The sequence below is a fragment of the Providencia sp. PROV024 genome (genome assembly GCF_032709665.1).
Classification (GTDB): Bacteria; Pseudomonadota; Gammaproteobacteria; order Enterobacterales; family Enterobacteriaceae; genus Providencia; species Providencia huashanensis.
The window spans coordinates 3140431-3161230 of the sequence record NZ_CP120545.1 but is presented as its reverse complement, the minus strand read 5'-3'; the positions used below and the strand labels follow the sequence as shown (position 1 = coordinate 3161230).

Here is a 20800-nt window from a genome sequence, read left to right as displayed (position 1 = left end):
GTCCCTAATGAAAGCACCGAAAACAGCGAAAAATAAGAAACAAGATGAAAGCACCAGCTTTATCCGCTGGCGTTTTATTTTGCTGTGTGGATGCATTGTCTTAGCGTTAGCTGGTTTATTGGCGCGTGTGGCTTATCTACAAATTATAGCGCCAGAAAAACTGGTAAAAGAAGGCGACATGCGCTCTTTGCGTGTGCAAGAAGTGGCAACCTCAAGAGGAATGATTAGTGACCGAGAAGGGCGCCAACTCGCCGTCAGTGTGCCTGTTAATGCAATTTGGGTTGACCCAAAAGAAGTGTTTGAAAAAGGGGGAATCAGCAATGATGAGCACTGGAAAGCACTCGCTGATGCACTTGAGATACCACTGGAACAAATTACCAACAAAATATCGGCCAATCCAAGAGGCCGTTTTGTGTATTTAGCGCGCCAAGTTAATCCATCTATCGGTGATTACGTTAAAAAATTAAAAATCCCAGGGATCTATTTACGTAAAGAATCCCGCCGCTATTACCCATCAGGCCCAGTTACCGCGCATTTGCTTGGTGTGACAAATATTGATGGTGAAGGGATTGAAGGGGTCGAAAAAAGCTTTGACCGTTGGTTAAAAGGGGCGCCGGGTGAGCGTACCGTGCGTAAAGACCGTAATGGACGCGTTATCGAAACTATCTCATCGGTTGATAGCCAAGCAGCTCATAACTTAACGTTGAGTATTGATGAGCGAATTCAGTCTATTGTATACCGTGAGTTAACTCGTGGTGTTCAACAAAATAAAGCCGAATCTGGTGTGGCAATTTTAGTGGATGTGCATACAGGGGAAATCTTAGCGATGGCTAACAGCCCATCCTACAACCCTAATAACCTTGCTGGTACACCAATGGATGCAATGCGTAATCGTGCTATTACCGATATTTTTGAACCGGGTTCGACCGTGAAACCAATGGTCGTCATGAGCGCGTTGCATAATAAAATTATTAAAGAAAACTCAGTGATAAATACTTATCCATATCGTGTTGGCGGTCATGAAATTAAAGACGTTGGGCGTTATGCAGAGTTAACAATCACTGGGATTTTACAGAAGTCGAGTAACGTTGGTGTTTCTAAACTGGCGTTAGCGATGCCTGCCACAGAGCTGGTGGATGTGTATAACCGCTTTGGGTTTGGCAAGCCGACTAATCTGGGGTTAGTCGGGGAAAGTAGTGGCATATTCCCAAGTAAAAAAACACGGTGGTCTGATCTTGAAAGGGCCACCTTTTCTTTTGGCTACGGGCAAATGGTAACTCCGTTACAGCTTGCGCGGGCCTATGCAACAATCGGTAGTTTTGGTATTTATCGCCCATTATCTATCACAAAGGTAGACCCTCCTGTTCCAGGGACTCGTGTATTTCCCGAGCCGATTATGCGAACAGTGGTTCATATGATGGAAAGCGTCGCTTTACCAGGCGGTGGTGGTGCAAGTGCTGCCATTAAAGGCTATCGCATTGCAATCAAAACAGGGACCGCGAAAAAAGTCGGTCCTGAAGGGCGTTACGTCGAAAAATATCTAGCCTACGCCGCTGGCGTTGCGCCAGCCAGTAATCCGCGTTATGCATTGGTGGTGTTAATTAACGAACCAAGTGCAGGCAAATATTATGGTGGTGCGGTATCTGCACCTATATTTGGTTCAATTATGGGCGGGGTCTTACGACTCATGAATATTGAACCTGATGCATTACAACCGAACGAACAAAACGAAATTGTGAATAGCAAAAAAGAGGTTAAAAGTGGCAGATCGTAATCTTTGTGATCTTCTCTCACCTTTTGGTGTGAGCATAGCTCCAGTCTCACTACGTGAGATGACACTAGACAGTCGAAAGGCTGCCTCGGGCGATCTGTTCATTGCTATAAAAGGTCATCAATCGGATGGTCGACACTATATTCCTCAAGCAATTGCTCAAGGAGTTTCCGCTGTTATTGCTGAGGCACAGGGAGAAGCGGCAGAAGGCGAAGTGCGTTTTATCCACGGCGTACCTGTTATTTATCTGCATGACCTTAATAATCGCTTGTCGGCACTTGCTGGTGAGTTTTACCAACATCCATCAACAAAAATGAAATTAGTTGGTGTTACTGGGACAAACGGTAAAACGACGACAACACAATTAATTGCGCAGTGGGCAAAAGGCTTAGGTGAAACCAGTGCCGTAATGGGAACTGTGGGTAATGGGCTATTAGGGCAGGTTACGCCAAGTGAAAACACCACTGGCTCAGCAGTTGATATCCAGCTTGAACTTACACAATTATTAAATAAAAAAGCGAGTTTAACCGCGATGGAAGTATCTTCACATGGCTTAATTCAAGGCCGTGTGGCTGCATTACAATTTGATGCGGCAGTATTTACCAACTTAAGCCGTGATCACCTTGATTATCATGGTGATATGGAAAATTACGAAGCCGCAAAATGGTTATTATTTTCTACTCATAATACAAAATCGCAAATCATTAATGCAGATGATGATGTCGGGTTGAAATGGTTACAGCGTTTACCTCAGGCCTGTGCGGTAACGATGGAAAATCGAATACCTAATGGTTGGCAGGGCCCATGGTTAGCTGCGACAGAGGTGGAATACCATGATAAAGGCGCGACGATCCACTTTGCTTCCTCGTGGGGGAATGGGGTGTTCGAAAGCCCATTAATGGGGGCTTTTAATGTCAGTAACTTATTAGTGGCGATGGCAACTTTATTAATGATGGATTACCCATTGGGCGAACTGATGGCGACAACATCCTCATTATCGCCAGTGTGTGGTCGCATGGAAGTATTTAGTGCACCTAACAAACCGACAGTGGTGGTTGATTATGCCCATACACCTGATGCCTTAGAAAAAGCATTAGCTGCGGCTCGTTTACACTGTAAAGGGCAACTCTGGTGCGTGTTTGGCTGTGGCGGCGACCGTGATAAAGGCAAGCGCCCACTAATGGGGGCTGCGGCGGAAGAATGGGCTGACAAAATAGTCATTACAGATGATAACCCTCGTAGTGAAGACCCGATTGACATTATTAATGACATTATGGCGGGTTTGTTAGATTCAAGCCGAGCATTAGCTATCCCTGGCCGTCCAGAGGCGGTGACCAGTACAATTTTGCAAGCCTCACCAGATGATGTGATTGTGATCGCGGGTAAAGGCCATGAAGACTACCAAATTATCGGCCAGCGAAAATTGGATTATTCAGACCGCTTAACGGTCGCAAGGTTATTGGGGGTAATCGCATGATCCCACTAACACTTGCACAATTAGCACAAATTACAGCTGGGCAGATTGAATGCACGGCAGATAACCAATTACAGCTAACCGCAGTGAGTACGGATAGCCGGAAAATTCCAGAAAACGGCTTGTTTATTGCTTTAAAAGGTGAGCGTTTCGATGCCCATGATTTTGCACAGCAGGTGGTTGAGGCGGGTGCAAAAGCCTTATTGGTAGCACGTAAACTGAATGTGGATTGCCCACAAGTCGTCGTGAAAGATACTCGGATTGCTATGGGGCAACTGGCTGCGTGGGTACGTCAACAAAGTCGAGCGAAAGTTGTTGGCTTAACGGGCTCTTCTGGCAAGACGTCGGTGAAAGAAATGGTGGCGTCAATTTTGTCAGAGCGGGGCAAAACCCTATATACCGCGGGTAATTTGAATAATGATATTGGTGTTCCGTTAACGTTATTTCGCTTGACTGACGAATACGATTTTGCCGTCATAGAAATGGGGGCCAATCACCCCAATGAGATTGCTTATACGACGAATATAGTGAAGCCTGAAGCGGCACTAGTGAATAATTTATTTGGGGCGCATTTAGCAGGTTTTGGTTCACCTGAAGGGGTTGCTAAGGCCAAAGGTGAAATTTATCAAGGTGTGGCAGAAGAAGGCACTGCGATTGTTAATCTTGATAGCTACAGTGATAAATGGCGGTTTCAGCCACGCCAGACGGTTTGGTATTATTCATTAGCGCCAGAAGCTAACGTGGATTTTTACCCTTCAGATATTCAAGTTAAGCAACTGACAACGGATTTTGTTTTACACACACCAGTGGGGCGTGCTGATATCACATTGCCACTTCCGGGGATGCATAATATTGCGAATGTCCTTGCTGCGAGTGCATTAGCCATTTCAGTGGGGGCTAGCCTTGAAAACATTAAAAATGGCTTGGCGAAAACTCAAGCTGTACCGGGGCGCTTATACCCTGTCAGTTTAGCTGAGCATAAAGTGGTTTTCGATGATACCTATAATGCAAATGATGGCTCAATGATTGCTGCTATTAATGTGCTAGCACAAATGCCGGGATATCGCATTCTGGTTGTCGGCGATATGGGCGAGCTAGGCGATTACGCTCACGATTGTCACCAACGTGTTGGTATCGCAGCTAAGCAAGCAGGTTTAGAAAAAGTATTAAGTGTTGGTGAACTGAGTGAGCTGATCAGCCAATTAAGTGAGTGCGGTGAACACTTCACCACCAAAACAGATTTATTGTCCCGACTAATTCCGCTAGCACAGCAGAATGATGTTGTTTCCATTTTAGTTAAAGGTTCACGCAGCTCCGCGATGGAAGATGTAGTGAATGCATTAAAGGAGTGCTTTGAATGTTAGTCTGGCTTGCCGAAATGTTGGTCCACAAGTTTTCCGTGTTGAACGTCTTTTCCTATTTGACGTTCAGAGCCATTGTCGGTTTGCTGACAGCACTCGCTATTGCTTTATGGATGGGTCCACATCTAATTACTTACTTGCAAAAAATGCAAATTGGTCAAGTCGTTCGTAGTGAAGGGCCTGAGTCACACTTTAGTAAACGCGGCACGCCAACCATGGGCGGCTTATTGATTTTATTCTCAATTACAGTTTCAACACTGTTATGGGCTCGCTTAGATAATCCGTATGTTTGGTGTGTATTACTGGTATTAGTCGGCTACGGTATTGTTGGCTTTGTTGATGATTACCGCAAAGTGGTTCGTAAAGATACGCGGGGGTTAATCGCGCGTTGGAAATATTTCTGGCAATCCGTTATCGCATTAGTCGTTGCATTTTCAATGTACGCGATTGGTAAAGACACACCAGCAACACAGTTGGTTGTTCCATTCTTTAAAGATGTTATGCCGCAACTGGGTGTGCTGTATATTTTATTGACTTACTTTGTGATTGTCGGGACTAGCAACGCGGTTAACTTAACGGATGGCCTAGATGGCTTAGCGATTATGCCGACTGTTTTCGTTGCAGCTGGGTTTGCTTTAGTGGCATGGGCGACAGGTAACGTCAACTTTGCAGGTTATTTGCATATTCCATTTTTACCTCATGCAGGTGAATTGGTGATTGTGTGTACCGCCATTGTTGGCGCTGGCTTGGGCTTCTTGTGGTTTAACACCTATCCAGCACAAGTCTTTATGGGCGATGTTGGCTCATTAGCGCTTGGTGGTGCACTCGGTACCATTGCGGTGCTACTACGCCAAGAGTTTTTATTAGTGATTATGGGTGGTGTGTTTGTGGTTGAAACACTGTCGGTGATCTTACAAGTTGGTTCGTTTAAATTACGCGGTCAACGTATTTTCCGCATGGCACCAATTCACCACCATTATGAATTGAAAGGCTGGCCAGAGCCACGAGTGATCGTGCGCTTTTGGATTATTTCGTTAATGTTAGTCCTGATCGGGCTAGCAACCTTGAAGGTGCGTTAACATGGTCGATTATCAGGGTAAGAATGTAGTTATTATAGGTCTTGGGGTAACAGGCCTATCCTGCGTTCATTTTTTCATTGAGCGTGGCGTTGTGCCGCGTGTGATGGATACCCGAACCGTACCGCCCGGTGTTGATAAACTTCCTGTAAATGTGGCGTGCCATAGCGGTAGTTTGAATAACTCATGGCTACAAGAAGCGGATTTAATTGTTGCAAGCCCTGGTATTGCTTTAGCAACACCGCAATTGCAGCAAGCTGCACAAAACGGCATCGAAATTGTGGGTGACATTGAACTCTTTTGCCGTGAAGTCGATGCTCCGATAGTGGCTATTACGGGGTCGAATGGTAAAAGTACGGTTACCTCACTTGTGGGTGAAATGGCAAAAGCCGCCGGGGTTTCAGTCGGCGTTGGTGGCAATATAGGTATTCCTGCACTTTCATTACTGAATGCAGGGCATGCTCTCTATGTTTTAGAGCTATCAAGCTTTCAACTGGAAACGACATCCAGTTTAAAAGCGGCTGCTGCAACGGTATTGAATATTAGTGAAGACCATATGGATCGCTATCCATTGGGGCTAGTGCAGTATCGCGCAGCAAAATTGAAAATTTATCATCAAGCTGAAAACTGCATTGTGAATGGGCAAGATGCGCTGACATTACCCGAAAACCTAACACAAGATGAATGCATCAGTTTTGGTTTAAATAACGGTGATTATTTCTTTGATACCCAAAAACGTGTGTTAGTGGCTAAAGGTGAGCAACTGTTGGATGTTAACGAGATGCATCTGACCGGCCAACATAATTACCTCAATGCGTTAGCCGCATTAGCCTTGGCAGATGCAGTTAATATTCCTCGTAAAGCGAGTGTACAAGTCTTGAAAGAATATGCAGGGCTGGCACACCGTTTTGAATTGGTCCTATTTAAACATGGTGTTCGTTGGATTAACGACTCTAAAGCAACTAATGTTGGTAGTACAGAAGCGGCGCTGAATGGGTTACATGTTGAAGGCACTTTGTATTTATTATTAGGTGGCGATGGTAAGTCTGCTGATTTTTCATCACTCAAACCTTATATTGCTGCGGATAACTACCGTTTGTATTGTTTTGGTCGCGATGGTGAAACATTGGCGGCGCTGGCGCCGGAAAAATCAGTATTGACAGAAACCATGGAGCAAAGCTTACGCCAAATTGCACCAAATTTAAAAGCCGGTGATATGGTGTTGTTATCTCCTGCCTGTGCAAGTTTGGATCAATTTAAAAGTTTTGAGCAGCGCGGTGCTGTCTTTGCTCAATTAGCCGAGGAGTTAGGTTAATGACAATACCGGGTGCATTGCGTATCAAAAACTGGGTCATTGGTGAAAGAAATGGCGTGATTTCAGGCTCAACGCTTTACGACCGTACATTAGTATGGTTGGCATTCGGTCTTGCTGCGGTTGGTTTCATTATGGTGACATCCGCGTCGATGCCCGTAGGGCAACGTTTAACGGAAGACCCATTCTATTTTGCTAAACGTGATGTTGTGTATATCGTCATTGCATTTATTTTAGCGCTAGGTGTAATGCGTATTCCGATGGCGGTTTGGGAAAAATACAACTTTATATTACTGATGGCATCATTAGCCATGCTAGTTGTAGTACTTGTCGCAGGCAGCTCGGTTAATGGTGCATCACGCTGGATAGATATCGGGTTGGTAAAAATCCAGCCTGCGGAGCTCTCAAAATTTACATTATTTTGCTATGTATCTAGTTATTTAGTTCGTAAATCAGATGAGGTACGTACACGCTTCCTCGGTTTTATCAAACCAATGTGTATTTTGGTCGTTATGGCCTCTTTACTGTTATTACAGCCTGATTTAGGAACCGTCATTGTTTTAGTGGTCACGACACTTGGTTTATTGTTTTTAGCTGGGGCAAGGCTCGCACCATTTATTATTGGGATCGCTGCTTGTGCAGTTGGGGTATTAGCATTGATTTGGTTTGAACCATATCGTTTGCGACGTGTTACCTCTTTCTTAAACCCATGGGATGACCCGTTTGGTAGTGGTTATCAGTTAACGCAATCCTTGATGGCTTTTGGTCGTGGGGAAATGTTTGGTCAGGGGTTAGGTAATTCAGTACAAAAATTGGAATATTTGCCTGAAGCGCATACGGACTTTATTTTTTCAGTTTTAGCCGAAGAGCTGGGTTATTTAGGCGTGGTACTGGTTCTGCTAATGGTATTTATGTTGGCATTCAGGGCGATGATGATCGGTCGCCGCGCATTAATGTCAAATCAACTGTTTGGTGGTTATTTAGCGTGCTCAATTGGGATTTGGTTTACTTTCCAAGCACTTGTCAACGTCGGTGCGGCATCCGGTATGCTGCCAACGAAAGGATTAACATTACCATTAATTAGTTATGGTGGTTCAAGTTTACTGGTTATGGCTGCTGCGATAGCAATATTATTACGAATTGATTTTGAAACACGTCTTGAAAAAGCACAGGCGTTTGTAAGGAGCGTTAAATGAGTCAGGCAAAAAAACTACTCGTCATGGCCGGTGGAACAGGGGGACATGTTTTTCCTGGTCTAGCTGTGGCGCATTATTTGCAGGCTCAGGGCTGGGAAATTCGTTGGTTAGGCACCGCTGATCGTATGGAAGCTACATTAGTACCTAAACATGGCATTGATATCGAGTTTATTCAGATATCGGGTTTAAGGGGAAAAGGGATTGCGGCATTGGTTGGTGCACCTTGGCGGATTTACAAAGCGATCCGTCAAGCTAAGGCCATTATTAAACAGTATCAACCCGATGCAGTCTTAGGGATGGGGGGCTATGTCTCCGGTCCGGGTGGAATTGCAGCATGGCAGTGTGGGGTTCCGGTTGTTTTGCACGAACAAAATGGCATCGCTGGTTTAACGAATAAATGGTTATCTCGAATAGCTAAGCGTGTATTACAAGCTTTTCCGGGGGCATTTCCAAATGCACCTGTGGTTGGCAACCCCGTCCGTGAAGATGTTTTAGCTTTACCAGCCCCACAAATCCGTTTGGCGGGTAGAGATGGCGCAATACGTGTATTGGTTATCGGTGGTAGCCAAGGGGCGCGAATTTTAAACCAAGTTATGCCTTTAGTGGCTGAAAAAACAAGCAAGCAGTTAAATATTTGGCATCAGGCTGGAAAAGGTAGTAAAGGTTCTACTGAAGCATTGTATAATGAACACCTGCAAGTTTCGGGTAATTCCGAGTATAAAGTTACTGAATTTATTGACGATATGGCGCAAGCTTATGCTTGGGCAGATATTGTTGTTTGCCGCTCAGGTGCATTGACAGTAAGTGAAGTTGCAGCCGCAGGTTTACCTGCCATTTTTGTTCCTTTTCAGCATAAAGACCGCCAGCAATATTGGAATGCACTGCCGCTAGAAAAAGCAGGGGCCGCTAAAATATTAGAACAGCCGCAATTTACGGCTGATGCTGTGGCGAACCTACTTGAACAGTGGGATAGGGCAACGTTACTGTCGATGGCGCAAAAAGCCCATGATTGTGCAATAACTGATGCAACGGAACGCGTTGCTGCTGTTATTTGCGAAGTGGCTAAATAATTTTAGCCATAATTGATACCGATTTAATTAGAAGCGAAGAAATATAGTGAATACACAACAATTAGCGAAATTAAGAATATCAGTGCCAGAAATGAGAAGAGTTAGGCACATCCATTTTGTTGGCATCGGTGGTGCCGGCATGGGTGGTATCGCTGAAGTGTTGGCAAATGAAGGTTATGAAATTAGTGGTTCTGATTTAGCACCAAATGCAGTGACTCAACAGTTAACCGAATTGGGCGCAACAATTTATTTTAACCATCGCCCCGAAAATGTTGAAAATGCGAGTGTGGTTGTAGTTTCTACAGCTATTTCCAGTGAGAACCCTGAAATTCAAGCAGCAAAAGAGTTACGTATTCCTGTTATTCGCCGTGCAGAAATGTTAGCTGAACTAATGCGTTATCGTCATGGTATTGCTGTTGCAGGGACTCATGGCAAAACAACAACGACAGCAATGATTTCTGGGATTTATGCACAAGCAGGTTTAGACCCAACCTTTGTGAATGGCGGTTTAGTTAAATCAGCAGGGACACATGCTCGCTTAGGCAGTAGCCGTTACTTAATTGCTGAAGCTGATGAAAGCGATGCTTCATTTTTGCACTTACAACCGTTAGTTGCGGTCGTCACGAATATTGAAGCTGATCATATGGATACTTATCAAGGTGACTTTGATAATTTAACCAATACGTTCATTAACTTCTTACATAATTTGCCATTTTATGGCCGTGCAGTCATGTGTATTGATGACCCTGTAATTCGTTCATTATTACCCAAAATTGGTCGTTATATAACGACTTATGGTTTTAGTGAAGATGCTGATGTGCGTATCACAAAATATGAACAAAAAGGTAATCAAGGTTTTTTCACCATTGCGCGTGAAGGGATGCCAGAACTGACTGTCGTACTTAATGCGCCGGGGCGTCACAATGCATTGAATGCAACGGCTGCGGTTGCTGTGGCAACTGAGGAAGGCATTGATGACTTACATATTTTGTCTGCGCTGGTAGAGTTCCAAGGCACTGGGCGTCGTTTTGATTTCCTAGGTAATTTCGCATTACGCAATGTGAATGGTAAGGAAGGCGAAGTGATGTTAGTTGATGACTACGGTCATCATCCAACAGAAGTTGACGCCACCATTAAAGCAGCAAGAGCAGGTTGGCCAGATAAACGTATTGTTATGATTTTTCAGCCTCATCGCTATACACGTACGCGTGATTTATACGATGATTTTGTTAATGTGCTGGGGCAAGTTGATATATTACTGATGTTAGATGTGTATTCTGCTGGTGAGAAGCATGTTCCGGGGGCTGATAGCCGCTCATTATGTAGAACAATTCGTGGTCGCGGTCAGATTGATCCTATTTATGTTGCCGACGTTGAACAAATACCACACATCCTAGCTCAAACTCTTGATGAAAATGATTTAATTTTAGTTCAAGGCGCAGGAAATATTGGTAAAATAGCAAAAAACCTAGCGGAAACGAAATTACAGCCGCCGATGGTTGAGGAATAAATATGGCAGAGAAAGTTGCGGTTTTATTAGGAGGGACATCCGCTGAACGTGAGGTTTCACTTCAGTCAGGGAGTGCTGTGCTGACAGGGTTACGTCAAGCAGGTATTGATGCTCATCCTATTGATACCAAAGATTTTCCTGTTGAAACACTGAGAAATGCAGGTTTCGATAAAGTATTTATTGCGTTACATGGTCGTGGCGGTGAAGACGGAACATTACAGGGGTTATTGGAATTTCTAAACCTACCTTATACTGGTAGCGGTGTAATGGCCTCGGCACTCAGCATGGACAAGCTAAGAACAAAACAATTGTGGGAAGGGGCAGGGTTAAGTGTGTCTCCGTATGTATACTTGACTCAGCAGCAGTATACCCAAGCTTCCCATGAACAAGTTATCGAAAAGGTTCAACAACTTGGTTTACCACTTATTGTTAAGCCAAGTTTAGAAGGTTCCAGTGTTGGGATGAGTAAAGTCGACAGTTTAGAGACATTGTCTTCAGCACTAGAATTGGCATTTCAGTTTGACGATACAGTGTTGATAGAAAAATGGCTTAGTGGCCCAGAATTTACGGTTGCAATATTAGGTGATAAGACATTACCGTCCATCCGTATTCAACCACCGGGTATTTTTTATGACTATGAAGCAAAATATCTGTCAGATGAAACGCAATATTTTTGCCCAAGTGGTTTAGATGAACAAGCGGAATCTGAGTTGTCTGAGTTAGCAATGAATGCATATCAGACAGTAGGATGTGAAGGCTGGGGGCGAGTGGATGTAATGCAAGATAGTGACGGTCAGTTCTATTTATTAGAAGTGAATACCTCACCAGGCATGACTAGCCATAGCCTAGTACCAATGGCCGCACGTCAAGCAGGTATGGGGTTTTCTGAGTTAGTTGTGCAAATTTTGAAATTGGCTCGTTGATATGTCGCAGGCAGCATTAAACGTTAAACATCATAACCATAAGAACGATGAAGACCCAAGTTCAGGGCCAAGTAATGGTGCATTTTTAGGTGGGTTATTTTTCTTCCTAATTGTTGTAAGTACTATCATTTGGAGTGGTTGGATGGTAACGACATGGATGAAAGATGCAGATAGGCTACCAATGTCTAAGTTGGTTCTAACAGGGGAGCGTCATTACACCAAAAATGATGATGTTAGAAAGGCAATTTTAGCATTAGGGCAACCAGGTACGTTTATGACAGTTGATGTCAATGCTATCCAAAATCAAATAAGCATGATGCCTTGGATACGCCAAGTTACAGTGCGCAAACAATGGCCTGACGAATTAAAGATTCACATTGTTGAGTATCGTCCATTTGCAAGGTGGAATGATCAAAACATGGTAGATGGAGAGGGGCGGGTATTTAGTTTACCGGTCAGCGAAAATGGGAAAGGCGACTATGTGTTGCTGTATGGCCCACAAGGTAGCCAAAAAGAAGTTCTTAAAGAATTTGCAGTATTTAAGAATACGTTAGCTGCACATAACTTAAAACTAAAGTCACTCTCTATGACTGCTAGGCATGCATGGCAAATTATTTTAGACAACGATGTCAGAATTGAACTGGGTAAAAAAGATGTTTCAGAGCGGCTAAACAGGTTCCTTGAACTTTATCCGCTTTTGCAGCAAACGACGGATAAACGAGTTGATTATGTTGACTTACGTTATACCAGTGGTGCTGCGGTGGGTTGGGCACCACTATTGGTCGATGCTCCACCGAGTTTACAATAATGACTAATAACTCTAATTAGGCAGAAGAAATGATTAAAGCAACGGACAGAAAATTAGTGGTAGGCCTTGAAATTGGAACTTCCAAGGTATCAGCCCTTGTTGGCGAAATTCTGCCCGATGGTATGGTTAATATTATTGGGGTGGGAAGTTGTCCATCTCGCGGAATGGACAAAGGTGGCGTAAACGACCTTGAATCAGTGGTAAAATGTGTCCAAAGAGCGATTGATCAGGCTGAATTAATGGCAGATTGCCAAATATCTTCAGTATATCTTGCGTTATCGGGTAAGCATGTTAGCTGCCAAAATGAAATTGGTATGGTGCCAGTTTCAGAAGAAGAAGTGACACAAGAAGATGTTGATAGTGTGGTACATACTGCAAAATCAGTTCGTGTTCGTGATGAACACAGAATATTGCACGTAATTCCACAAGAGTTCGCGATAGATTACCAAGAAGGGATTAAAAACCCGGTTGGGTTATCGGGTGTACGTATGCAAGCCAAAGTACATCTGATCACCTGCCATAATGATATGGCGAAGAACATAGTCAAAGCAGTTGAGCGTTGTGGGTTAAAAGTCGATCAGCTTATTTTTGCGGGTCTTGCTGCAAGCTATAGCGTGTTAACTGAAGATGAGCGTGAGTTAGGCGTTTGTGTCGTCGATATTGGTGGCGGTACAATGGATATGGCAGTTTATACGGGGGGCGCTTTACGCCACACTAAGGTTATTCCATACGCAGGTAATGTGGTGACTAGTGATATCGCTTATGCTTTCGGAACACCGCCAACAGATGCAGAGGCAATCAAAGTGCGTCATGGTTGTGCAGTAGGTTCGATTGTCAGTAAAGATGAGACCGTAGAAGTGCCTAGTGTGGGTGGTCGTCCACCTAGAAGTTTACAGCGTCAAACCTTAGCAGAAGTTATCGAGCCACGGTATACTGAGCTGTTAAACTTAGTAAATGAAGAAATTTTAAATTTACAGGAACAGTTACGCCAACAAGGTGTCAAACACCATTTGGCCGCTGGTATCGTGTTGACTGGTGGAGCAGCTCAAATCGATGGTTTAGTCGAATGTGCTCAAAAAGTGTTCCATACGCAAGTGCGAATTGGTACACCGCTCAACATCACAGGATTAACGGATTATGCACAGGAGCCATACTATTCAACTGCGGTTGGGCTTCTGCACTACGGTAAAGAAAGCCATTTAGGCGATGATACCGAAATAGAAAAACGAGCATCAGTGAGCGGGTGGTTTAGTAAAATAACTAGCTGGCTGAGAAAAGAATTTTAATTTTTATAAAGAAGCATATTATTAGCTTCAAAAGTAGTAAGCACAAAACGGAGAGACATTATGTTTGAACCAATGGAGCTAACCAACGATGCGGTGATTAAAGTCATCGGCGTTGGGGGCGGCGGCGGTAATGCCGTTGAACACATGGTGCGTGAACGTATTGAAGGCGTTGAGTTCTTCGCTGTCAATACAGACGCACAGGCACTGCGTAAAACCGCAGTTGGACAAACTATCCAGATCGGTACAGGTATTACCAAAGGTCTGGGTGCTGGCGCAAACCCTGAAGTCGGCCGTAATGCCGCTGAAGAAGATCGTGAAGCTCTGCGTAATGCATTAGATGGCGCAGATATGGTCTTTATCGCAGCAGGTATGGGCGGTGGTACAGGAACTGGGGCTGCTCCAGTTGTTGCCGAGGTAGCCAAAGAACTGGGTATTCTGACAGTTGCTGTTGTGACTAAGCCTTTCAATTTTGAAGGTAAAAAGCGCATGGCATTTGCAGAAGCGGGGATTACTGAGTTATCAAAACACGTAGACTCACTGATCACCATCCCAAATGATAAATTATTGAAAGTACTTGGTCGTGGTATCTCGTTACTAGATGCTTTTGGTGCGGCAAATGACGTACTTAAAGGTGCAGTACAAGGTATCGCTGAACTGATTACACGCCCAGGTTTGATGAACGTAGACTTCGCTGACGTACGTACAGTCATGTCAGAAATGGGCTACGCGATGATGGGTTCAGGTGTCGCTCGTGGTGAAGATAGAGCAGAAGAAGCGGCTGAAATGGCCATTTCTAGCCCACTACTTGAAGATATCGACCTGTCTGGTGCGCGTGGTGTGTTGGTTAACATCACCGCTGGTTTCGACCTGCGCTTGGATGAGTTTGAGACGGTAGGTAATACTATCCGTGCTTTCGCATCTGATAATGCGACGGTAGTAATCGGTACTTCTCTAGACCCAGAAATGCACGAAGAGCTGCGCGTCACTGTTGTTGCTACGGGTATTGGTATGGACAAACGTCCAGAAATTACCTTAGTCAGCAATAAGATGTCTCAGCAGACGTCAATGGAGCAACGTTATCAGCAAATGCAAAATAGCATGTCTTCATTAACAGAAGAGAAACCAGCAGCTAAAGCGGTTAATGACCAAAATACGCAAACAAATAAAGAACCAGATTATCTTGATATTCCTGCGTTCTTGCGTAAGCAGGCCGATTAATTTTAATTTATATTGGTTTCTCCGCTTTTTGTGCTAAAATTTCCTACTGGTTATCCTGTAAGATAATCAGTAGGACTTATAACATTGCGAGAAAAATACGATGATCAAACAAAGGACATTAAAACGTATAATTACAGCGACTGGTGTCGGTTTACATACCGGCAAAAAAGTTACGCTTACTTTACGTCCAGCGCCGGCCAATACCGGGGTCATCTACCGTCGTACTGACCTTAATCCACCGGTTGATTTTCCGGCAGATGCGAAATCAGTTCGCGATACTATGTTATGTACTTGCTTAGTCAACGAAGATAACGTACGTATTTCAACTGTTGAGCATTTGAATGCTGCCTTAGCAGGGTTAGGTATCGATAACATTGTTATTGAAGTCAATGCGCCTGAAATCCCTATTATGGATGGCAGTGCAGCACCATTTGTTTTCTTACTGCTTGATGGCGGTATCGAAGAGTTAAATTGTGCAAAGAAATTTTTGCGTATTAAAGAAACTGTACGTGTTGAAGATGGTGATAAATGGGCAGAGATGAAACCTTATAATGGGTTTAGTCTTGATTTCACTATTGATTTCCAACACCCGGCTATTGATAGCAGCACACAACGCTATTCACTTGATTTCTCTGCGGAATCATTTGTTAATCAAATCAGCCGAGCACGTACTTTTGGTTTTATGCGTGATATTGAATATCTGCAATCAAAAGGCTTATGCTTAGGCGGTAGTTTCGACTGCGCTATCGTTGTTGATGACTATAAAGTTCTTAACGAAGATGGCTTACGTTTTGAAGATGAATTCGTTCGTCACAAAATGTTGGATGCAATAGGTGACTTATTCATGTGTGGGCATAACATTATTGGCGCATTTACTGCGTTCAAATCTGGTCATGCACTGAATAACAAACTTCTACAAGCGGTTTTAGCGAAAGAGTCCGCTTGGGATCTTGTTACCTTTGAAGATGAAGCTCAATTGCCAGTGGCATTTAAAGCCCCTTCAGCTGTATACGCATAACGTTGGTTATGCGGCTATCACCGAAAATAATCGGGGTTAGCCCTTTCTGTTGGCTGTGCTAGTACTCTCTCCGGCTAGTGCAGCCAGCCGCTCAAACCTTTCTTTTAACCCTTTTGGGCTATTCTCCGCTAATTTTAATAATGTTAGTGCTGTTTGCGTGCTTATCTGACGGTTGTTCATTTTTTGACTTGCTGAGTCTGTTTGCTTAGTTACTGAACTATTTTGCTTCGATTTTCGCATTAGATCGGGATTGATTCTGATGTCGATAGAAGATAAAGATGGTAGAATAGATGTCCTTAATGCAGAAAGAAGGTTTATTTTTTCATAATTAAGGCGGGTCATCCAGCTGGCATTAGCCACTTCGAGGACCATAACATTGTTACGGTAGTTTGCAACACGGCACATTGGTTTGATTTCACTAGGAAGTAAGCCTTTTACTGCACGGTTCAGTTTAACAATGGCTTTTGCATTGCGCTGAATTGTCTGCAACGTGTTCGATGATGTTGCCAATGACCCTTCAAGAACATCAAAAAGTGCTTGGGGATGACTATCTCTCATTTTTGGCTCCAGCTAACAATGTGCAATGATAAAACGTATAGACAGATAATAGCATTGTCACGAATTGATGATATAAGAGTTTAATGGGCATTTTAAATTTTTGGCGACAACTTGGTAGAAAATACTTTTGGTCCCACCTATTATTAGGTGTGGTTGCCACGGGTGTCGGCTTGCCTACAATTTTAAATGCATTATCTGAGTCTCAATTAACACAAATTAACTCTTCACCAGTTAATCGCCAAAGTCAGGCGGTTAATGCGTTTGATAATTTATTTGCTCAGCAAAATTCTCAACGTTCTTCATCCTCATCCTCTTTTTCGGTTAATTATTGGCAGCAACATGCGGTAAGAAATGTCATCCGTCAGTTAACTTTTGCCTTTTCAGCAACCGAAGATGACGATGCAAGTACGGCCAAAAAAGAATCAGAACAACTTATTGTACCACAATTGATGTTAGATACGTTGTATGCCATGTTGGCTCAGCGTTCACTTCAGTGGGATGAACGTATTGTTCAAGTTAATCATTATGATTACCCTCACTTTATTTCTTACCAACCTGCGATGTGGGTGGCACAAGTCCATGGTATTCGTGCAGGGCCGTTAACTTCTTAATCTCCCTCATAAAGTATCAGCAGATATCGCTGTATTATTTTATGGCATAACAATGAATAAAAAATTAAATAACTAATTGATATATTAGAGATTAAAGATATGTTAACAAAGATCCTAACCAAAGTTTTTGGTAGCCGTAACGACCGCACACTACGCCGCTTACGCAAAGAAGTTGAAAAAATTAACCGTTTAGAGCCTGATTTCGAAAAGTTATCGGATGATGAACTAAAAGCTAAAACAATTGAGTTTCGTGAGCGTCTAGAGAAAAACGAAAGCTTAGAAAGCATCATTCCTGAAGCGTTCGCTACGGTACGTGAAGCGAGTCGACGTGTATTTGGTATGCGTCACTTTGATGTACAGTTAATTGGTGGGATGGTACTGAATGAACGCTGTATCGCTGAAATGCGCACAGGTGAAGGTAAAACACTTACCGCAACGTTACCTGCATATATTAACGCATTAAGTGGCAAAGGTGTCCATGTTGTAACAGTAAACGACTACTTAGCAAAACGAGATGCGGAAAATAACCGCCCATTATTTGAGTTCTTAGGCTTAACGGTGGGTATTAACTTACCGGGTATGGCTCCTCCAGCGAAACGCGAAGCGTATGCTGCGGATATTACTTATGGAACTAATAACGAGTTTGGCTTCGACTACTTACGTGACAACATGGCGTTTAGTCCTGAAGAACGCGTTCAACGTAAGCTTCATTATGCTTTAGTGGATGAGGTTGACTCAATCCTTATCGATGAAGCTCGTACACCTCTAATTATCTCAGGTCCTGCTGAAGATAGCTCAGAATTGTACCAAAAAGTGGATAAACTAATTCCACATCTGCAACGCCAAGAAAAAGAAGACTCCGATACTTTCCAAGGGGAAGGTCATTTTTCGGTTGATGAAAAGGCACGTCAAGTTACCATTACTGAGCGTGGGCTAGTATTAATCGAAGAGTTATTGGCAAAAGAAGGCTTAATGGCTGAAGGAGAGTCGTTATATTCTCCATCTAACATTATGTTAATGCACCATGTTATGGCTGGCTTACGTGCGCATGCTTTATTTACGTTAGACGTTGATTATATTGTAAAAGATGGCCAAATTGTTATTGTCGACGAACATACAGGTCGTACAATGGAAGGGCGTCGTTGGTCTGATGGTTTGCACCAAGCTGTTGAAGCGAAAGAAGGTGTTGAAATCCAAAATGAAAACCAGACACTCGCGTCTATAACATTCCAAAATTACTTCCGTTTGTATGAAAAACTAGCCGGTATGACGGGTACCGCAGATACAGAAGCGTTTGAATTTAGCTCTATTTATAAACTTGATACCATCGTTATTCCAACTAACCGCCCAATGGTTCGTAAAGATTTACCTGATCTGGTTTATATGAATGAAGCAGATAAATTCGCTGCAATTATTGAAGATATCCGTGAAAGAACTGCCAATGGTCAGCCAGTACTGGTCGGTACTATTTCGATTGAAAAATCAGAGCTAATTTCTAATGCATTGAAAAAAGCTAAGATTGCGCACAATGTTCTTAATGCTAAATTCCACGCAATGGAAGCTGATATTATCGCCAATGCGGGTCAAGCGGGTGCTGTCACCATTGCAACGAACATGGCGGGGCGTGGTACTGATATTATGTTGGGTGGTAGCTGGCAATCTGAAATTGCCGCTTTGGAAGACCCAACTCAAGAACAAATTGATGAAATCAAAGCCCAATGGAAAATTCGTCATGATGCAGTATTAGCATCCGGCGGTTTACATATCATTGGTACAGAGCGTCATGAGTCTCGCCGTATTGATAACCAGTTACGAGGCCGTGCTGGTCGTCAAGGGGATGCAGGTTCATCACGTTTCTACTTATCGATGGAAGATGCACTTATGCGCATTTTCGCCTCTGACCGTGTCACTGGGATGATGAAAAAACTAGGGATGAAACCTGGTGAAGCAATAGAGCATCCATGGGTCACTAAAGCGATTGCGAATGCGCAACGTAAAGTTGAAAGCCGTAACTTTGATATTCGTAAACAATTACTTGAGTATGATGATGTAGCGAGCGACCAACGTCGTGCTATCTATACTCAGCGTAATGAATTGTTGGATGGTGGTGATATCAAGGAAACCGTTGATAGCATTCGTGAAGATGTATTCACAACAACAATGGATGCATATATTCCTCCGCAATCATTAGAAGAAATGTGGGATATTGAAGGGCTACATCAGCGTTTAGTTAATGATTTTGACCTCGATTTACCAATCAAAGAGTGGTTAGATAAAGAACCAGAACTGCACGAGGAAACATTGCGTGAACGTATCATGGCAAAAGCCATTGAAGTTTATGATCGCAAAGAAGAAATTGTCGGTGCAGAAGCAATGCGTAACTTTGAAAAAGGGGTAATGTTGCAAACATTAGATACCTTATGGAAAGAGCATTTAGCTTCAATGGATTATTTACGTCAAGGTATTCATTTACGTGGTTATGCCCAAAAAGACCCGAAACAAGAATATAAACGTGAGTCTTTCAGCATGTTTGCAAATATGCTTGAAGCACTGAAATATGAGGTGATCAGTACGTTATCTAAAGTACAAGTTCGTTTACCTGAAGAGGTCGAAGCTTTAGAACAACAGCGCCGTGAAGAAGCAGAGCGTTTAGCGAAGAAACAACAACTTAGTCACGAAGCAGGTTCGGAATCTTTAATGACTGAAACTGAAGCCAAAATAGCAACACAAGGCCATAAAATCGGTCGTAATGACCCATGTCCTTGTGGCTCAGGTAAAAAGTATAAGCAATGCCATGGCCGCTTAAACTAATTCGTTGTTAAAAATATCAATACTATAAAAAAGGCGGGGAGACCCGCCTTTTTGGTGAAGAAATAATGGAAAAAAAACATTTGCATATTGCAGCTGGGATTATACGCAATTCACAGCAGCAAATTTTTATTACTAAACGCCCAGAAGGTACTCACATGGCTGGTTTTTGGGAGTTTCCGGGCGGCAAGCTTGAAAAAGGAGAATTACCAGAAGCGGCATTAATCCGTGAACTTGAAGAAGAAGTTGGCATTATTGTCACTCAAAGTGAATTATTTCACCGCGTTGACCATGAGTTTGATGACCGGTTTATTACACTTTACTTCTTTATGGTTTCCGAATGGGATAATGAACCTTATGGTAAAGAAGGGCAGGTTTCACGTTGGGTTGCTCAACAAGATCTGGTTGCGGATGAATTCCCACCAGCAAACCGTGTTATTGTTGATATGCTAAGGTAAAATCGGGTAGTTTTTAGCCCGGTACGAATTGAGGACTAAACATAAAGAATCGTACCTGAAAGCATAGTAAGTGGAAAATACATAAGGGGATAATCACCATATTTTGTATTTTCCACCTAAATTATAGATATTACTTATCGGGTTGTTCACTCCAATCATCGCTGTCAGATATGTCACCTTGACTCGCAATGCGTTTTTCTTCACTTGCCCATTCACCAAGATCAATAAGTTGGCAACGTTTACTGCAAAAAGGTCGATAAGGGCTAGTTTCATCCCAGACCACTATTTTTTTGCATGTGGGGCAATTTACCTCAATAATTTCACTCATAAATTATAACTCTA

The 20800-nt window shown here is 43.1% G+C and carries 18 protein-coding genes; 16 read left to right on the top strand and 2 right to left on the bottom strand.

Annotation, left to right across the window (positions count from 1 at the left end):
- The first annotated feature begins 7 nt into the window (after nucleotides 1-7).
- From ftsI to lpxC, 13 genes are all read left to right on the top strand, one after another.
- On the top strand, nucleotides 8-1774 hold the full coding sequence (ftsI, locus tag P3L56_RS14685) for a peptidoglycan glycosyltransferase FtsI (protein ID WP_042845122.1): 1767 nt from the start codon (nucleotides 8-10) through the stop codon (nucleotides 1772-1774).
- Nucleotides 1761-3248, top strand: a complete 1488-nt coding sequence (gene murE / locus P3L56_RS14680) for a UDP-N-acetylmuramoyl-L-alanyl-D-glutamate--2,6-diaminopimelate ligase (protein WP_048607943.1) — start codon at nucleotides 1761-1763, stop codon at nucleotides 3246-3248. Before ftsI ends, murE begins: the two co-directional genes overlap by 14 nt.
- The gene (gene murF, locus P3L56_RS14675; protein WP_129466224.1) at nucleotides 3245-4609 is read left to right on the top strand and encodes a UDP-N-acetylmuramoyl-tripeptide--D-alanyl-D-alanine ligase; all 1365 of its coding nucleotides are present in this window, start codon (nucleotides 3245-3247) and stop codon (nucleotides 4607-4609) included. Before murE ends, murF begins: the two co-directional genes overlap by 4 nt.
- On the top strand, nucleotides 4603-5685 hold the full coding sequence (gene mraY / locus P3L56_RS14670; RefSeq protein ID WP_129466223.1) for a phospho-N-acetylmuramoyl-pentapeptide-transferase: 1083 nt from the start codon (nucleotides 4603-4605) through the stop codon (nucleotides 5683-5685). Before murF ends, mraY begins: the two co-directional genes overlap by 7 nt.
- Before the next feature lies 1 nt (nucleotide 5686).
- Nucleotides 5687-6997 carry a UDP-N-acetylmuramoyl-L-alanine--D-glutamate ligase gene (murD, locus tag P3L56_RS14665; protein ID WP_166685528.1) on the top strand — a complete coding sequence of 437 codons (1311 nt, stop codon included), beginning with the start codon at nucleotides 5687-5689 and terminating at the stop codon, nucleotides 6995-6997.
- On the top strand, nucleotides 6997-8190 hold the full coding sequence (gene ftsW, locus P3L56_RS14660; RefSeq protein WP_042845117.1) for a cell division protein FtsW: 1194 nt from the start codon (nucleotides 6997-6999) through the stop codon (nucleotides 8188-8190). Before murD ends, ftsW begins: the two co-directional genes overlap by 1 nt.
- The gene (murG, locus tag P3L56_RS14655; protein ID WP_042845116.1) at nucleotides 8187-9260 is read left to right on the top strand and encodes an undecaprenyldiphospho-muramoylpentapeptide beta-N-acetylglucosaminyltransferase; all 1074 of its coding nucleotides are present in this window, start codon (nucleotides 8187-8189) and stop codon (nucleotides 9258-9260) included. The genes ftsW and murG overlap by 4 nt, the downstream gene beginning before the upstream one ends.
- A gap of 46 nt (nucleotides 9261-9306) precedes the next feature.
- Entirely contained in the window at nucleotides 9307-10770 is a 1464-nt protein-coding gene (murC, locus tag P3L56_RS14650; RefSeq protein ID WP_042845115.1) for a UDP-N-acetylmuramate--L-alanine ligase, read from the top strand.
- 2 nt (nucleotides 10771-10772) lie between these two features.
- Nucleotides 10773-11693, top strand: a complete 921-nt coding sequence (locus P3L56_RS14645; protein WP_042845114.1) for a D-alanine--D-alanine ligase — start codon at nucleotides 10773-10775, stop codon at nucleotides 11691-11693.
- Nucleotide 11694: 1 nt separating this feature from the next.
- On the top strand, nucleotides 11695-12501 hold the full coding sequence (ftsQ, locus tag P3L56_RS14640) for a cell division protein FtsQ (protein ID WP_042845113.1): 807 nt from the start codon (nucleotides 11695-11697) through the stop codon (nucleotides 12499-12501).
- Between the two features lie 29 nt (nucleotides 12502-12530).
- A complete protein-coding gene (gene ftsA, locus P3L56_RS14635) occupies nucleotides 12531-13787 on the top strand; it encodes a cell division protein FtsA (RefSeq protein WP_042845112.1) in 1257 nt (418 codons plus the stop codon).
- Nucleotides 13788-13847: 60 nt separating this feature from the next.
- Nucleotides 13848-15005: a cell division protein FtsZ gene (gene ftsZ / locus P3L56_RS14630; RefSeq protein ID WP_042845111.1), complete on the top strand. Its 1158-nt coding sequence runs from the start codon at nucleotides 13848-13850 to the stop codon at nucleotides 15003-15005.
- A gap of 100 nt (nucleotides 15006-15105) precedes the next feature.
- The gene (gene lpxC / locus P3L56_RS14625) at nucleotides 15106-16023 is read left to right on the top strand and encodes a UDP-3-O-acyl-N-acetylglucosamine deacetylase (protein ID WP_042845110.1); all 918 of its coding nucleotides are present in this window, start codon (nucleotides 15106-15108) and stop codon (nucleotides 16021-16023) included.
- A gap of 36 nt (nucleotides 16024-16059) precedes the next feature.
- Here lpxC and P3L56_RS14620 read toward each other — a convergent pair whose 3' ends face one another.
- Nucleotides 16060-16581: a DUF721 domain-containing protein gene (locus tag P3L56_RS14620; RefSeq protein ID WP_048607937.1), complete on the bottom strand. Its 522-nt coding sequence runs from the start codon at nucleotides 16579-16581 to the stop codon at nucleotides 16060-16062.
- An 83-nt stretch (nucleotides 16582-16664) separates the two neighbouring features.
- Here P3L56_RS14620 and secM point away from each other — a divergent pair, with 83 nt between their 5' ends.
- The 3 genes from secM to mutT all read left to right on the top strand — a co-directional run bounded on the left by secM (nucleotide 16665) and on the right by mutT (nucleotide 20458).
- Nucleotides 16665-17192, top strand: coding sequence for a secA translation cis-regulator SecM (secM, locus tag P3L56_RS14615; protein WP_042845101.1), 528 nt, complete (start codon nucleotides 16665-16667; stop codon nucleotides 17190-17192).
- Between the two features lie 99 nt (nucleotides 17193-17291).
- A complete protein-coding gene (secA, locus tag P3L56_RS14610; RefSeq protein ID WP_042845099.1) occupies nucleotides 17292-20003 on the top strand; it encodes a preprotein translocase subunit SecA in 2712 nt (903 codons plus the stop codon).
- A gap of 65 nt (nucleotides 20004-20068) precedes the next feature.
- Nucleotides 20069-20458 (top strand): 8-oxo-dGTP diphosphatase MutT, encoded by a 390-nt coding sequence (gene mutT, locus P3L56_RS14605; protein WP_042845097.1) that lies wholly within the window; start codon nucleotides 20069-20071, stop codon nucleotides 20456-20458.
- A 130-nt stretch (nucleotides 20459-20588) separates the two neighbouring features.
- Here mutT and yacG read toward each other — a convergent pair whose 3' ends face one another.
- The gene (gene yacG / locus P3L56_RS14600) at nucleotides 20589-20786 is read right to left on the bottom strand and encodes a DNA gyrase inhibitor YacG (protein ID WP_042845096.1); all 198 of its coding nucleotides are present in this window, start codon (nucleotides 20784-20786) and stop codon (nucleotides 20589-20591) included.
- Between the last annotated feature and the right edge of the window lie 14 nt (nucleotides 20787-20800).